Origin of the sequence: Methylobacterium adhaesivum (genome assembly GCF_022179065.1) — a bacterium.
Taxonomy (GTDB): Bacteria; Pseudomonadota; Alphaproteobacteria; order Rhizobiales; family Beijerinckiaceae; genus Methylobacterium; species Methylobacterium adhaesivum.
Window position 1 is genome coordinate 449,714 of the sequence record NZ_BPQD01000007.1, and the last position, 14,804, is coordinate 464,517.

A 14,804-nucleotide genomic window follows, 5' to 3' on the forward strand; every position below is an offset into this window, starting at 1 on the left:
CGGGACGATGCTTTAGGTATCGGGAAGGGCCGCCAGTTTCTCGGCGGCTTCCAGCAGGGTTTCGCCGGTGACGTCCGGTGGCCGCAGCACCGGCGAGAACGGCAGCCCCCGCGCCACGTAGGCGCCGACGAGGCCGGCCGCCTTGGCACCGTGGATGTCCCAGGGGTGTGTCGCCACCAGGGCCATCTCGCCCGGCGCGACCCCGGCGGTTTCGGCCGCGAATCGGTACACCTCCGGCCTCGGCTTCGACAGCCCCACCTGCTCGACGGAGAGGACGCGCTCGATCCGCTCGCCGAGACCCGCCTCGTCGAACAACCCCTGGGTTGTTTGCGCGGCGCCGTTGCTGAGGGCGAAGACCCGGATGCCGGCCTCGGCCAGGACCGCGAACGCCGCTCCGGCGTCGTCGTGCGGCGGCAGGCTCGCCATCCGGCCGAGCGCCGCCTGCTTGTCGGCCGCCGACGCCGCGACACCTTCCCGAGCCAGCACCTCGTCGAGGCACCCGGCCATGACGGCACGGAAGGGGGCGAAACCGTCCGTCGCCGCGAGGGCGAAGGTGTCTCGCAGGGTCGCGGTGTAGAGGAACTCCGCCGACGCGGCAGGCAGGCCGAGGCCGACTAGGGCGGCGCGCAGGGGTTCCAGGCTGAACACCGTGCCGATGATGTCGAAGGCGACGGCTTTGGGCCGGACGGCGCCCGGACGGGGACCGCTCATCACCGCTTCCCCGCCGGCTCGTGGATGGGGCAGCCGTTGAAGCGCTGGCGGAACTCGGCCGAATGCCGGTAGGGCGCGTTACGCGCCCGGTTGATGTTGCCGAGCGGCCGGTGCGCGGCGAGCCCGGTCCAGACCCCGAAGCGCATTCCTTCGTCGACCGCCTTGACCCGGTCCGCATCCCAGCTGTCCTGCGGGCGGACCGTGATCGTCGCCACCGTCTGGAACGGTGCCTCGTCCTCGTTCCAGGCGACGGTCGGGTCCTCGACGGGCTGCCGTTCGAGGTCGCGGCAGAGCTGGACCCGGAACGCCCACACGGCCTCGCGGTCGCGCATCTCGGCCTGCACCGTCTCGCGGATCGCGTCCGGGCGGCCGGAGGCGTCGATCTCCCGGCCCGTCAGGGCCGTCAGCGACGCGGCCACGGGCGCGAGGGAGAACTTGGCGATGTGGTCGCCGTACCGGAACGGCGTGACGCTGTAGTAGGTCTCGCCCAGGGGATCGACGTTCGGCGCCCCGCCGAGGGCTGCGACGGTGGTGCTCTCGATGCCGACAGCCTGCAGCGCCTTGTTGACGCCGCGAAGGACGGTGGAGGCCGCGACCTTCAGGGATTCCGCCCGGTCCGTCGTCTTGGCCAGCAGCTTGAGGCTGGAATGGAACGCCTCGGCGGTCTTAGCCTGGAACACGGGGCCGTTGACCATGATGAAGTCCTGGGCCGTACCCTCTGCCCCGGCCAGACGCTCGCCGGGCGCGTCCAGCACCTTGATGGCGACGCCGCGCGGCAGTGAGACGGCGTCGGGCAGGATGTCGCCCGCATTCGTGGAGAGGCGCATGTAGACCCGGTGCTCGCCGGGAGTGGCGAACAGCCCCTGCGCCAGCTCCGGGGGGAGCCCGGGCGCGATCGCCATCGTGCCTTCGAGGATGCCGTGCGCCTTGGCGTGGACCGCGCGCACGGCATGCCCGGAATCCTGCGCCGTCCGCTCCAGGATCGTATCGAAAGTCTCGCACAGGGCCTCGATCGTCCGAGCCTCCTCGGGTTGCACGTCCTCGACGGCGGGGCTGTAGCGAACGGGTTCGTTGAGCATGCGGCAATCTCCGAATTGTCGATGCGCTAACCCGATCCCGGCGTCCCCGTTCCGACCCGGTCTTCCCGCATCGCCCCACGACGTCGCCCTCCCGCCGGTCGTGCCGGTCCGAAGGCGGCAAGACGTCCCATGGCTTTTCCAATCTCACGGCTTTCTTAATCTACATGAGTAGAGACGGGAGGGTTTGCGGTTAAACTCGCGAGCCCTGCCCCGAGAAAGCCGTATGCCCGATCCACTTGTGCGAAAACTTCAGCGATACGGCCCGCTTTCGGATGCCGACCGACTCTGGCTTGCCGAGGCCCTCGGCACGAGGCGGCAGGTCGCGGCGCGCACCGACATCGTCGTGGAGGGCGAGGATCCGCGCGCGGTCAACGTCGTCCTGGATGGCTGGGCCTGCCGGTACAAGCAGCTCGCCGATGGTCGCCGCCAGATCGTCTCGCTCATCCTGCCGGGCGATCCGTACGATTCGAACCCCTTCCTCCACGACCGGATGGACCATGCCGTCTGCGCCCTGACGCCCGTCATCCTCGCGCATGTGAGGGGCTCGGCGATGCAGGACCTCACCGCGCGCAGCCCCAACCTCAACGAGGCCTTCCATCGCGAGACCCTGGCCAACGCCTCGATCCAGCGCGAGTGGACCGTGAGTCTGGGCTGCCGCACCGGGATCGAACGCCTCGCCCACCTGTTCTGCGAGGTGTTCGCGCGGCTCGCCGTCGTCGGCCTGACGAAGGACAGCACGTGCTCGTTCCCGATCACTCAGAACGATTTGGCCGACGCCCTGGGCCAGACCAGTGTGCACATCAACCGCACGCTGCAGGACCTGCGGGCGGCGGGCCTGATCACGCTGCGGGGTCGGCAGCTGACGCTGCACGACCCCGACGGCTTGGCGCGACTGGCATATTTCGACCCGGCCTACCTCCACTTCACCGTCGACGAGGCCGATCTCGGTGCCCTGGTCCGCGAATGAACCGGCTGTGCTCTGCGTGTGTTGTCGCGAGGGGGAAACGAGATGACGCAGCCTGACGACACGGCAGGGCGGATCGCCGCCCTGGAGAGCGACAACGCGCGCCTGCGCCGGCTCCTCGACAAGGCCGGCGCGCATGACGGCCTGCGGCACGGACTGCGCGACACCGTGGCAATGCTGCGGGCGGTGATGCATCAATCCGCCGAGACGGCCGAGGATATCCCGTCCTACGTCGCCCACCTCGACGGGCGCCTTGATGCCCTGATGCGCGCCCGCACCGCCATCGATGCCCTGGGCGAGGTCAACCTACATTCCATGATCTCGGACGCCCTACAGCTTCACCTCGTGCGCGAGGGCGACCGGGCCACGATTTCCGGGCCCCGCGTGCTCCTGCGTCCGAAGGCGGCCCAGATCTTCGCCCTGGCCCTGTACGAACTCGCGAGCAACGCCATCGAGCACGGCGAACTCGGCGGAGCCCATGGCCGGGTCGCGGTCAGCTGGGAGGTGACGCAGGCGGAAGGTGCCGAGCCGATGCTCACCCTGGTGTGGACGGAAACAGGGGGCGCGCCGATCACGCCCCCGACGCGGTCTGGGTTCGGCGCGACGGTTCTGGAGAGGACCCTGGCCTACGAACTCGACGCGCGCACGCGCCTCGCCTACGAGCCGGAGGGCCTGTGCTGCACGATCCGCCTCCCCCTCGTGAAGCGGATCGGACATCTGACGGCCGAGATCACTCCTGACTTCGAAGACGGCGATGGGGCGGCCTGAGGGGCCGCGTCCGCCGCAAGGGGATCGGGCGGGACGCGCGGCGCAACGGCGAGAAGAGCCATGGTCCGGGCGGCGTGCTGTGGAGAACGGAATCGTATAATCGCGACGGCACCGGCCGCGTCGCTCCGTATCGGCGCCGAGGTGCGGGGGAGAACCGAGGATGCGCCGACGAATTTTTTCGTCGCGCGGACGTCGGACACAGGACCTTTCGAGGAAGCGCAGCCATGAACACCCCGACGCAGTCGATCGTCGGCCACCGCGTTCTCTTGGTCGAGGACGATTACTTCATCGCAACGACCATGCAGGGCCAATTCGAGGATGCCGGTGCGCAGGTGCTGGGCCCCGTCCCCAGCGTTCGGGCGGCCCTGGCCCTGATCGCGGCCACGCCCGACATCGATGCGGCGATCCTCGACATCAACCTGCAAGAGGAGATGGTCTTTTCCGTCGCGGATGCCCTGCAGGCGCGCGGCATCCCGTTCCTGTTCGCCACGGGTTACGACCGAACCGTAATTCCGCAGCGCTTCGCCCACATCCGCCACTACGAAAAGCCCGTCGAACCGGCGCAGCTCATCCGGATCCTCGAACGCCGCGATACGGCCGAAACCGAATAGGCGTGCCCCCCATTAGATCCGGTCGTTCCCTTCGGTGGGGCGGCCAGCGACACGCCGGGTCGCGAGCGAGGTCCAGACCGGCGTCGAGGCCAGGGTGGTGACCGCACGCGACGTGCGGATGGCGACAGCCCGGGCGGCCGGCCAGGCACCGGGCCTCGTGCTCATCCGCTCGACGGCGAGGCGGAGGAACGGCGGCAGCGCCAGGGGCAGCGCCGTGACCGGAACCTGCAGAGCGACGAGGGCGAGGCTGCCTCTCGTCGAACGCTTCATGGGCCCGGCTCTCGGGCGGCGGAGCGGGTTCGGCGCGGCCACGATCCGGCTCGGCATGGAAGTGCCGATCCGGGCGATGGCGAGAAGGATCTTGAAGTTTCCTCGGCGAACAAACACGAACCCGTAAGATACTTAGACGAACAGGCATATTAAAGCCAAACAAATCACAAACATCTTCATACCGCCCGTGGAACGATGACAGATCACGGGGATTTTTGATCGTCTGCTTCGTCGCGCGGATGCGTGGTTTCGGCACGAACGCCATGGCGGATACCGCTGGAATGCGCTGCTGCCCGGTCAATCAACCGGAAAGACTATACCCCATTGTCTCCCATCTTTCACCGCAACGAACCGTGACGGCGGCCAGTTCAAGCAAGATAAAATAGAATTATTATAACTTATAATTGTATCATAGACGCAACGATACCCTGCATAAGGGCGTGTTTATTCAGCATTCGTCTTGTAGCTCCCCCGACTATGGTCGATGAGGTTCGCGAAGGCAGTGTTTGCGGGCGCTCGCCATCCGATCGCATTCCTCGGGAAGGCGATGTATCGCGTGGCCGCCGGAGTGTCCCGATGTCAGCACCTGTGAAGGCAGGCCGTTCGTGGAATCGTCGCCGCATGGAGCGCCGCTCGGCGGCGGGACTCGTCGCAGCCGCCCTCGTGGCCGCCCCCGGGGGGCTTTATGCCCAGGAGGCCGTCCGCCTCGAGGAACTCTCGGTTCAGGGCAGCGGCAACGGGGGACGCGGCACCGCCAACCCCAACGCCGTCGTCGGTCCGCCGCCGCCGCCCTACGCGGGCGGCGCTGTGGCGTCGGGCTCCCGCCTCGGCTTCCTCGGCAACCGCAACGTCTTCGACCAGCCGTTCAGTTCGACGAGCTACACGGACAAGCTCATCCGCGACCAGCAGGCCCGCAACGTGCAGGACGTGGTCAACAACGACCCCTCGATCCGCACCAACGTGCCGGCCTTCTCAGGCATCCTCGGCTTCTTCATCCGGGGCTTTCCGGTCTTCGCCCAGGACATCGGATTCAACGGCCTGTTCGGCGTCGCCGACGCGTTCAATCCGGCCATCGAGCCCATCGAGCGCGTCGAGGTCCTGCGCGGCCCCTCGACCCTGCTCTCGGGCGTGCCGCCCTTCGGCAACATCGGCGGCATCATCAACCTGATCCCGAAACGCGCGGGCGACGAGCCCCTCAACCGCGTCACCCTCGGCTACGCGTCCGATGCGCAGATCTACAAGGCGGTCGATCTCAGCCGGCGCTTCGGCGACAACAAGGAATGGGGCGTCCGCTTCAACGGTGCCTTCAACAACGGCCGCACGCCGATCGACAACCAGAGCCTTCATCTCGGCGTCGCGTCGCTGGCCCTCGACTATCGCGGCGAACGCCTGCGGGCGAGCCTCGATCTCGGCTACCAGGAACTCGACTTCACCTCACCCCTGCGCAACCGGTCCGTCGTGGCCGGCGTGCGCATCCCGCGCGCGCCCGACCTGACCCTGAACCAGCACCAGCCCTGGGAGTATCGCAACAGCGCCAACCAGCAGGTGGCCACCCGGATCGAGTACGACCTGACGCCGGACCTGACCCTGTACGGCGCCTATGGCCGCTCGAACTTCCGCCAGGAATATTTCGGCGGCGTGCTCAGCATCTTCAATGCGCGCGGCGACTACCGCGACCCGATCAGCTACCTGCCGTTCCACATCGTCAACCAGACGGCCGAGGCGGGCCTGCGGGGCACCGTGGACACCGGTCCGATCAGGCACAGTTTCGGCCTCGCCGCCGTGGGCTTCTGGCAGGATCTCGCGCAACCGCCGGCGCAGACCGTCGGCTCCACCATCGTGTCGAACCTCTACGATCCGGTCTACGTCGCCCCGCGCTCCACCGTCGGGCTCTCCAACGCGACGCCCCGCACGTCGAGCCGCATCAACCGCAGCATCGCCATCGCCGATACCCTGTCGGCCTTCGACGACCGGGTGCTTCTCACCCTCGGCGGCCGCTGGCAGAGCCTCGACGTGAATTCCTACAACGCCACCACCGGATTCCGGACCGGATCGAGCGACAGCGGTGCCTTCTCCCCGGGCATCGGCCTGGTGGTGAAGCCCTTGGAGCATCTGTCGCTCTACGCCAACTACATCGAGGGCCTGACCTCCCCGGCCCCGCCGGTCAACGCCGTCAACGCGAGCGCCGCCTTCCCGGCCTCCGTGTCGCGCCAGACCGAAGTGGGCGCCAAATACGATTTCGGGGTCGTGGGCGTGGGCGTCGCGGCCTTCCGCATCGAGCAGCCCTTCGGCTTCCTCAACGCGAGCACCCTCGTGTTCTCCGTGGACGGGCGCCAGCGCAACGACGGCGTCGAGCTCACCGTGTTCGGCGAACCGATCCAGGGCGTCCGCCTCCTCGGCGGCGTCAGTTTCCTCGACGGGGTGCAGGTCGCCGCTCAGCTCGCCTCGAATGTCGGCAAGGTCGCCGTCGGCGTGCCGAACGTGCAGCTCAACCTCTACGGCGAAGTCGACCTCCCGCCCTCGTTCCTGCCGGGCGTGAGCCTGACGGGCCGGGTGATCTACACGTCGTCGCAGTATTACGACCTCGCCAACACCCAGAAGATCCCCGACTGGGCGACCCTCGACCTCGGGGTGCGCTACGCCACCACCCTGAACGACCGCCCCCTGACCCTGAGGGCCAACGTCGTGAACGTCACGGGCAACAACTATTGGGCCTCCACCGGGCGCGGCATCCTGAGCCAGGGCACGCCCCGCACCGTCCTCCTCTCAGCCACCGTCGATTTCTGAACCGACATCCGGGCCGGACGCCGCTCCAGGGCGGTTCGATCTTGTCAGGAGTCGGTCGAATCGGCGATATCGGTGCCATGCGAATCCCCGCGCGCCTCGCCCTCATCCCGGTGCTCTTCGTGCTCCCCGGCGCGGCGATGGCCGGTGCCGACGTGCCGGCCCTGGAGCGGGCCTGGACGGCGTGCGTGCGCGAGACCTTCGCCGAGCAGCCGGCGTTCCAGGGCAAGGCGGGGGCCCAGCGCAACGCCCTCGATGCCTGCAAGGAACAGGAGGACGCTTACGTCGCCGCCCTCATGGCCGAGCGGGCCGCCGGCGGCCGCGACCGGACCATGGTGATGAAAGCCCGGGAATGGGCCGCCTCCATGGCAGCCTACGTGGTCGACCCGGTCTCGTCGTGGATCGCGATGCTGCGCCGCTGACGGCCGTCCGCCGACCCCGGCCCGATCGAGGGCCCCTCCCGCGCACCCATTGAGGTCCCAATGCCTGGCTTTACCTCCAAATCCTCGCAGGGGCTGTTCCTCGCCGCCGCCCTCTTCGCTGCGCCGGCCGCGCAGGCCCAGGGCGCCGACAACCCGGACTCCGTGAAATCCCCCGTGAGCGTCGCGCCCGGCAAGGCGGTGCAGATCGCCGTGCTCAATCCCCTGAAGCGGGATTGCAGTCCGGGGGCGGCCCCGGCCCTACGCGTGCCCGGCCTGCCCCAGCACGGCCGGGTCATCGCCACCACGGCCAGCATCGCCACGGGCAAGAAGAACCGGTGTCCGGACCAAAAGGTCTCCGGACAGGTCGTGGTCTATCAGGCCAACGCGAATTACAGCGGCCCCGACGAGGTCAGGATCGAGGTCGAGACCGCCGATGGCGAGGTCCGCCGGGCGACGATCCGCATCGACGTCACCCCATCCGGCGGCCTGCCGGCGGGCCAACAGCGCCTGTAACAGGGCCGCGGCCCGCCTCGTCCGTCAGCCGTCCGATCCCACGCGGTCGACGTTCTGCTCCGCCTCGTCGGCCGTGTAGCCCTCGAGCCAGTCGGCGCTGTTCTGAGAGCCGGCCGGATAGGGGTTCGCCTCGTCCGAGAGGCCGGCCCGCTTGGCTGCGAGGCCCTCTTCCATCACTGTCTGCGATACGAATGCCATGGCCGTCTCCATGCCCAGTGGATGTTACGGGAGAGGAACACCGTTCTGGACGATTGGGTCCGCCGCCCTCTTGCAAAGGCGTGACAGAGGCATCCGGTTGATCGATCCGACCCGGCCCGAGGAAGGCACGCCTGTGAGGCGCGCCCCTACCCTACCGGACGCCCGTCGAGCCGAACCCGCCGGCGCCGCGCTCCGAAGCCTCCAGGGTGTCGACGACGGTGAAGGCCGGGCGGGTGATGCGGGTGAAGACCAGTTGGGCGATGCGGTCGCCCGGCCCGACCACGAGGCCGGGCCCCGCGGGGTTGCGGTTCCAGGCCGAGATCATCAGCGGTCCGGTATAGTCGGCGTCGATCACCCCGACGCCGTTGCCGAGCACGAGGCCGTCGCGGTGGCCGAGCCCCGAGCGCGGGTAGACGAGGGCACACCAGGCGGGATCGCGGATCGCCAGGGCGAAACCCGCCGGGATCAGCACCGCGGGCCCCTGCGGCGCGAGGGTCAGGGGGGCGTCGAGGCAGGCATGGAGGTCGAGGCCGGCGGCCCCGGCCGATCCCCAGCGGGGAAAGCCCCAACCGGCGAGGCGAGGGTCGAGGAGGTGCAGGTCGACGGCGAGGTCGGGTGTCGGTCCGCTCACGCGGCCAGCGCTGAAATCGCGTCCGCCAGGGCCACGAGGCGGGCGGCCTCCACGGCGTGCAGGCGCTCGATCATCCGCCCGTTGAAATCGACGACGCCGCGCCGGGCGTTCGCGGGGTCGGCGAAGATCGCCATGATGGCGCGGGCCTCGGCGATCGCCTCCGGCGTCGGCCCGAACACCCGGTTGGCGGCCTCGATCTGGCCCGGATGGATGAGCATCTTGCCGTCGAACCCGCAATCGCGGCCCTGCTCGCACTCGGCGAGGAACCCGGCCTCGTCGCGGAACGCGTTGTAGATGCCGTCGATGCAGTCGATCTCGTAGGCGCGGGCGGCGGCGATCACGTTCATCAGCCACGGGATCAGGGCCGGGCGCCCCGGCACGCCGAGGCGGACCCGGCTGGCCTTGGCGAGGTCGTTGGGCCCGACGATGAGGCAGGCGAGCCGGGTGTCGACGTCGCGGGCCGATTGCGCGATGTCGGTGATGTGGAGAAGCGCCATCGGGCTCTCGATCATCGCCCAGACGCGGGTGCGTTCGGGTGCGCCGAGGCGGCGCAGGCGGCTGCCCACGGCCACGAGGGCATCGGAGCCGGTGACCTTCGGCACCAGGATGGCGTCGGCCCCGGCCGGGGCGATGGCGGCGAGGTCCGCTTCGCCCCACGGAGTGTCGAGGGGATTGACCCGGACCACCACCTCGCGGCGGCCGAACCGACGCTCCGCCACGGCCTCGGCGACGGCGCGGCGCGCCTCGTCCTTCGCCTCGGGCGCTACGGCATCCTCGAGGTCGATCATCACCACGTCGGTGGGCAGGGACGCGGCCTTCTCCAAGGCGCGGGTATTCGAGCCCGGCATGGAGAGCACGCTGCGGCGAGGGCGAATCTCGGTCATGGCGGTGATCCCGTCGCGCGAATCGGTGCGTCGGCCGGAGCGGTACCGCTCCCGACGCCGCGATTCAAGACGGGGATCATCGCGGCTCAGGATCAGCCGCGGGGGCGGGTCGCCATCCGGGCGTCGCGGGCGACCTGTCGCTCGAAGCGGCGCGGCGCGAGGTTGTCGCGCGCCATGCGGCGCATGCCGAACACCATCAGGGCGAGGGCGATTCCGGCGAACGGCCCGCCGACGATGACCGCCCCGGCGATCTCCGAACCCAGCAGGGCGCCGATGCCCTTCACGAGGAAGACGACGAACAGCATCAGGGCGGCGAGCACGAGGAGCACGGCCGTGCCGAAGGTGGCGACGAGGCGAAGGATCGTCCGGATGTTGCCGTCGGTCTCCCGGCGCAGGAGTTCGAACTCGCCGCCCACGAGATCGGCGGCGTGGCGCACGCTGTCCCCGAACAGGGCGCCGAGTCCTCTCTGATCAGGCCCTCTGGCCGATGGATCGCGCATGGTGGTCCTCGCTGACGCCCCGCAGGGGCCGAACGATGCAACCGTGGCCGCGCGCCGGTGTTCCCGACATCACAGGCCCGCCCCGTCGAGGCGCCGCGTGTCGACGAAGGTGCGCCCATCGGGAAAGCGGTAGCTCACGCTCTCGGACAGGCGGCCGTTGGCCCGGATGAGGATCGCCGCCGGACGGGTGAGGTCGTCGGCCCGGTCGAGGGCCTCCGCGACGCTCATGGGCACGTCGCGCCCGCCGCCGAGCTGGCGCCACCACTGCACCGCCTTCTCGCGGGGGTAACCCGTCCGTTCGAGGTCGATCCGCACCCGGTGGACGAACCCCTCCCCGAGGCGGAAGAGGATTTCGAGACTGTCGGACGGCGCGTGGCGCGCGAGCTGCCAGTCCCGGACGTCGCGCCAGACCGGCACGGCCCGCGACAGGATCGGGTGCTCGTCGTCGGCCGCCGCCTCGTGACTCGGCCCGTCGTCGGCCTCGTCCTCGGGCTCGACCCAGCAGGCCTCGCAGGTGCTGGCATTGAGGGCAATGAGCGCGCCGCAGCCGGGGCAGGGCTTGGCGCGGATCTCGCCCTCGCGGCCCTTGACGAGGGCGGCGCTGCGGGCGGTGACGATGTCGACGGGACCGTGCATCCGCACCAGCCCGGCGTAATCGAGAATGAGCGCGTCGGTCTTGCCCGGCGCCGTGCGCAGGGCGCGTCCGACCTGCTGGACGTAGAGCCCCGTGCTCTGGGTCGGGCGCAGGAGCGCGATGAGATCGACGCGCGGCACGTTGAACCCCGTCGACAGCACGCCCACGGAGGTGAGGCAGCGCACCCGTCCGGCGCGAAAGTCGCGCACGATACGGTCGCGCTCGCGCTTGCCCGTCTCGCCCGTGACCATCTCGCAGGAGACCCCCTGCCCCCGCACGGCATCGCGCACGGCCTCCGCATGGGCGAGCCCGGCACAGAAGGCGAGCCAGGCCCGGCGGTCGCGGCCGTAGCCGGCCATCTCCTCCACGGCGGCGCGGGTGATCCAGTCCTGGTTCACCGCCGCCTCCAGGGCGCTCGGGATGTAGTCGCCGCCGCGCTTGCCCACCCCGGAAACGTCGAGGGCCGTGGCGGTGGCCTTGCAGATCAGGGGGGCGAGGTAGCCCTGGTGGATGAGGTCGCCGACATTGGCCTCGTAGACGATGCGTTCGAACAGGCGGCCCGCGCCCTCGTCGAGGCGGCCGCTGTCGAGGCGGTAGGGGGTCGCCGTGAGGCCGACGACCCGCAGGTCGGGTCGGGCTGCCCGCAGGGCGGCGAGGAAGCGGCCGTAGCGGGTTTCCGCGGCGCGGGGGATGAGGTGGGCCTCGTCCACCACCACGAGGTCGAAGGCACCGATGGCCTCGATCCGGTTCCACACCGATTGGATGCCGCAGAACAGCACCTGCGTTCCCGTCTCGCGCCGGCCGAGCCCGGCCGAGTAGATGCCGGCCGGTGCCTCGGGCCAGGTGGCGCGGAGTTCGGCGTGGTTCTGGGCGATGAGCTCCCGGGTGTGAGTGACGATGGCGATCCGGGCGGTGGAATCGCGAAAAATCGTCTCCCGAACCAGGGCCGCGATGACGAAGGCCTTGCCGGCACCCGTGGGCAGGACGATGAGGCCGTCGCCGGTCTCGTCGCGCCAGGAGGCGTAGAGGGCGTCGAGGCTGGCACGCTGGTAGGGTCTGAGCTCCATCGCCGGTCTCTACGGCGGATTTTCGCGGGGCGGAACGCCGGGCGGAGCAGGCCGCCTATTCGCCGCCGCGCACCACCCGGGTGATGCGCTCGACCATGCCCTGCGACAGGCGCACGTACTGACCCGTTCCGTGGCCGCGTCCGTCGAGGAGCTCGGCGAAGACGGGTTTCGCCGGTTCGCAGGTGAGGGCCTCCACCGGCCGGGTGTTGCGCCGCTTGGCCCGCAGGCGCTCGGCCAGCGCGTCGGGAACGAAGGGATCGCGCAAGGCGGGCATCTCCTGTCAGGGCCGGCAGGGCCGGGAACCGGGCCTAAGCCCGCAGGGTTGCGGAGGCCTTAAGAGCCTGCGGGGGGAACCCTCGATCACACCGCTGTGTTTGGCTCGACCCTACGGAGAATGAATGCATGTCGGACAGCGTCGTGGCCTCGGTTCCCTTCCCCTCCCTGCGGCTCGCCCGTGCGGCCCGCGACCGCCTCGCGCGGGCGGGGTTCGCTCGCAACAGCATCGACATCATCCGCCACGACGACGCCTTCTCCGTCGCCATCAACACCCGCCCCGAGAACAAGACCCGGGCCGAGCGCATCCTCACGGGCTCGCCACTCGCCGACGACCTGCGCCGCACGGGCGAGTCCGTCACCGCAGCAGTGAACGGCAACCGGGGGCTGGCCCTCGGCCTCGCGGCGCTCGCGGGCTTTGCCCTCTACGGGCTGACACGTCGGCGCTGAGGGGAAACCCCGCCCGCGCGGCCATCACCGTCGGGCGGGGTCCATCCCGACGAAGGCGGCGATCCGGTCGGAGCGATCGAACCATTCGCTGCGCGTCACGGGGGTACGGAGCGCATCCGGCAGGCAGGGGCTCGACGCGACGCCGATGCGCCAGCAATCCGTCCAGAGTCCGCCGCGACGGATGAGGAGGTGCTGCCCGTCCCGCGAAACGACGAGGGCGGGGTTCTCGGTGAACGAACCGTCCTCCGAATAGCTGACCTGCGTCACGCCCTCGAACAGCGGACGCCAGCGCCACCCTTCCTCCGACCAGACGGCGAAAATCGTGTCGGTCGTTCCGGGTTCGAGGGTCAGCATCACCAAGCGACCGTCGGGGAGAGTGAGGCGATCGACCTCGTGACGGACGAGCTGCGTTTCCGTGAGCCCGAGGCCCATGAGGAGGCCAAGACTCATCGGCACGAGAGTGAGGAGGGGCAGGAGGCGTCTCCATCCCGTCCGATCCACCGAGGCGGTGAACTGCGCGAGCACCAGCAGAACCGCTCCGACGAGGACGAGCAGGCTCGCCTCCTGCGGCAGGACGATCTGCGGACCCTCGCGGGACGGCATCGCGATGGCCACGAGGCAGAGATACAACAGGGTGACGAGGCCGCTGCCGAAGAGCAGATGGTGGCGCAAGCGAGAAAAGATCACGGGGTCTCGCAACGATTTGGTGCCGGGCTTGCGATCCTAGAGACGGCAAGGTCGGCGCGGAACGCGGCCCCTGCGTCATCGTGCGAGTACAAGCCAGGATTGTAACTCTCGTTCTCGTCCGCCACGGGTGATCGCATCCTGTGCGCCTCGGATCAGCGGTCTCTCGCAGACCGTCCGCTACGTCGCCGTTCCCACGGGCAAAACCGGCGATGACCGGGCGTCTCGCGGGGTACGCTAAGGCCCGCCCGCCAGCTCCCGCGCCACCTCGCCCACCCGCCGCAGGTCTGCGACGAAGGCCGCATAGGCTTCGTCCTTCGCCCCATCGGGCAGGCGCAGGAGGTAGGAGGGGTGCACGGTGATGAACCCGGAATAGCCCTTGCCGAAATCGGCCGGACCGCGCGCCCGCGTCACCGGAATCGCCCGGCCGGCGAGGGCCAGGACGGCGGTGGCGCCCAAGGCCACCACGAGGCGGGGGGCGACGAAGTCGAGTTCGCGTTCCAACCACCAGCGGTAATGGCTCACCTCGCCGGCGGTGGGATTCTGGTGGATGCGGCGCTTGCCACGCTGCTCGAACTTGAAGTGCTTGACCGCATTGGTGAGGTAAGCCTCCCCGCGCACGATCCCGGCTTCCGCCATGGCCCGGGACAGGAGCTGGCCCGCAGGGCCGACGAAGGGCCGGCCCTGACGATCCTCCTGATCGCCGGGCTGCTCACCCACGAAGGCGATGGGCGCTCCCAGCGGCCCTTCCCCCAGCACCGCCTGCGTCGCCCCCGGTACCAGGGGTTCGGAGCGCCGGATGATGGCGTTCAGGGCCTCCAACGATTCCGGCGCCTGATCGGCCATGGCGGCTACGGCCCGGACGGGATCGCGCTTGATCGCCGGCTGCGGCACGCGCTCGATCATGGTCTCCGTGCGCGCAGCCGCCGCCCGGACGAGGCCGGGAATCGCGGCGGTCTCGGGCATGTTGCGCCAGTACTTCTTCGGCATCTCCGCCCGCATGGCGGCAAGATTGGTGCGGGCGGGATTGAAGGTGCTCTCGTAGTAATCCCGCCAACCCGCCTCGAAGCCGTCGGTCGCCGGGGCGTCCTCGCGCCGTCCCGGCGGGCCGAAGCTGAGGTCGACCGTGTCCCACCGGGCCGAGGCCTCGGGGGTGAGGATCGTCCAGTGCAGGCTGCGGAAGCGGCCGACGAAGAACGGCGCCGCCGCCGCCAGGATGTGGTGGTCGGGCTCGAACCACGCGACGAAGCGCTCGGGCCCCTCGCCCTCGACCCGGCGGAACCGCAGGAAGGCGTGCATCTTGTGCAGGTCGCGGGCGATGGCCAAGGCCATCCGCTCCAGGCGGTGGACCAGGGGATCGC

Annotated in this window: 18 protein-coding genes; 7 read left to right on the top strand and 11 right to left on the bottom strand. The window is 69.7% G+C overall.

Going from position 1 to position 14,804, the window contains the following annotated elements:
• Window positions 1-12 precede the first annotated feature (12 nt).
• On the bottom strand, window positions 13-711 hold the full coding sequence (locus MFF01_RS09500; protein WP_238224261.1) for a haloacid dehalogenase type II: 699 nt from the start codon (window positions 709-711) through the stop codon (window positions 13-15).
• Window positions 711-1,790: a catalase family protein gene (locus tag MFF01_RS09505; protein ID WP_238224264.1), complete on the bottom strand. Its 1,080-nt coding sequence runs from the start codon at window positions 1,788-1,790 to the stop codon at window positions 711-713. The genes MFF01_RS09500 and MFF01_RS09505 overlap by 1 nt, the downstream gene beginning before the upstream one ends.
• A 223-nt stretch (window positions 1,791-2,013) precedes the next feature.
• Between MFF01_RS09505 and MFF01_RS09510 the strand changes: the two genes are divergently transcribed.
• The 3 genes from MFF01_RS09510 (at window position 2,014) to MFF01_RS09520 (ending at window position 4,133) form a co-directional block, all read left to right on the top strand.
• A complete protein-coding gene (locus MFF01_RS09510) occupies window positions 2,014-2,757 on the top strand; it encodes a Crp/Fnr family transcriptional regulator (RefSeq protein WP_238224266.1) in 744 nt (247 codons plus the stop codon).
• Window positions 2,758-2,799: 42 nt separating this feature from the next.
• A complete protein-coding gene (locus MFF01_RS09515) occupies window positions 2,800-3,522 on the top strand; it encodes a sensor histidine kinase (protein WP_238224268.1) in 723 nt (240 codons plus the stop codon).
• Between the two features lie 224 nt (window positions 3,523-3,746).
• Entirely contained in the window at window positions 3,747-4,133 is a 387-nt protein-coding gene (locus tag MFF01_RS09520) for a response regulator (RefSeq protein ID WP_238224270.1), read from the top strand.
• A gap of 12 nt (window positions 4,134-4,145) precedes the next feature.
• Here MFF01_RS09520 and MFF01_RS09525 read toward each other — a convergent pair whose 3' ends face one another.
• Complete coding sequence (locus MFF01_RS09525; RefSeq protein ID WP_238224272.1) at window positions 4,146-4,403, bottom strand: hypothetical protein; 258 nt, start codon at window positions 4,401-4,403, stop codon at window positions 4,146-4,148.
• Between the two features lie 621 nt (window positions 4,404-5,024).
• On the opposite strand from MFF01_RS09525, the gene MFF01_RS09530 reads away from it, so the two are divergent.
• The 3 genes from MFF01_RS09530 (at window position 5,025) to MFF01_RS09540 (ending at window position 8,122) form a co-directional block, all read left to right on the top strand.
• Complete coding sequence (locus MFF01_RS09530; protein WP_238224274.1) at window positions 5,025-7,190, top strand: TonB-dependent receptor; 2,166 nt, start codon at window positions 5,025-5,027, stop codon at window positions 7,188-7,190.
• Window positions 7,191-7,267: 77 nt separating this feature from the next.
• The gene (locus tag MFF01_RS09535) at window positions 7,268-7,609 is read left to right on the top strand and encodes a hypothetical protein (RefSeq protein ID WP_238224276.1); all 342 of its coding nucleotides are present in this window, start codon (window positions 7,268-7,270) and stop codon (window positions 7,607-7,609) included.
• Between the two features lie 60 nt (window positions 7,610-7,669).
• Complete coding sequence (locus MFF01_RS09540; RefSeq protein WP_238224278.1) at window positions 7,670-8,122, top strand: hypothetical protein; 453 nt, start codon at window positions 7,670-7,672, stop codon at window positions 8,120-8,122.
• A gap of 24 nt (window positions 8,123-8,146) precedes the next feature.
• On the opposite strand, the gene MFF01_RS09545 is transcribed toward MFF01_RS09540, so the two are convergent.
• The 6 genes from MFF01_RS09545 to MFF01_RS09570 all read right to left on the bottom strand — a co-directional run bounded on the left by MFF01_RS09545 (window position 8,147) and on the right by MFF01_RS09570 (window position 12,310).
• A complete protein-coding gene (locus tag MFF01_RS09545) occupies window positions 8,147-8,320 on the bottom strand; it encodes a hypothetical protein (protein WP_238224280.1) in 174 nt (57 codons plus the stop codon).
• A gap of 151 nt (window positions 8,321-8,471) precedes the next feature.
• Window positions 8,472-8,951, bottom strand: coding sequence for a dUTP diphosphatase (gene dut / locus MFF01_RS09550; RefSeq protein ID WP_238224281.1), 480 nt, complete (start codon window positions 8,949-8,951; stop codon window positions 8,472-8,474).
• Window positions 8,948-9,835: an HpcH/HpaI aldolase/citrate lyase family protein gene (locus MFF01_RS09555; protein ID WP_238224283.1), complete on the bottom strand. Its 888-nt coding sequence runs from the start codon at window positions 9,833-9,835 to the stop codon at window positions 8,948-8,950. The genes dut and MFF01_RS09555 overlap by 4 nt, the downstream gene beginning before the upstream one ends.
• 92 nt (window positions 9,836-9,927) lie before the next feature.
• Window positions 9,928-10,335, bottom strand: a complete 408-nt coding sequence (locus tag MFF01_RS09560; RefSeq protein ID WP_238224284.1) for a phage holin family protein — start codon at window positions 10,333-10,335, stop codon at window positions 9,928-9,930.
• 69 nt (window positions 10,336-10,404) lie between these two features.
• Window positions 10,405-12,036: a DEAD/DEAH box helicase gene (locus tag MFF01_RS09565; protein WP_238224285.1), complete on the bottom strand. Its 1,632-nt coding sequence runs from the start codon at window positions 12,034-12,036 to the stop codon at window positions 10,405-10,407.
• A gap of 55 nt (window positions 12,037-12,091) precedes the next feature.
• Window positions 12,092-12,310 carry a hypothetical protein gene (locus MFF01_RS09570; protein ID WP_238224286.1) on the bottom strand — a complete coding sequence of 73 codons (219 nt, stop codon included), beginning with the start codon at window positions 12,308-12,310 and terminating at the stop codon, window positions 12,092-12,094.
• Window positions 12,311-12,438: 128 nt separating this feature from the next.
• Between MFF01_RS09570 and MFF01_RS09575 the strand changes: the two genes are divergently transcribed.
• Entirely contained in the window at window positions 12,439-12,759 is a 321-nt protein-coding gene (locus MFF01_RS09575; protein ID WP_238224287.1) for a hypothetical protein, read from the top strand.
• Window positions 12,760-12,783: 24 nt separating this feature from the next.
• On the opposite strand, the gene MFF01_RS09580 is transcribed toward MFF01_RS09575, so the two are convergent.
• Together MFF01_RS09580 and MFF01_RS09585 are read right to left on the bottom strand one after the other, a co-directional pair.
• Window positions 12,784-13,446, bottom strand: a complete 663-nt coding sequence (locus tag MFF01_RS09580; protein WP_238224294.1) for a hypothetical protein — start codon at window positions 13,444-13,446, stop codon at window positions 12,784-12,786.
• Window positions 13,447-13,680: 234 nt separating this feature from the next.
• On the bottom strand, window positions 13,681-14,804 hold a 1,124-nt coding region (locus tag MFF01_RS09585), incomplete at its 5' end, for a UdgX family uracil-DNA binding protein (RefSeq protein WP_238224296.1).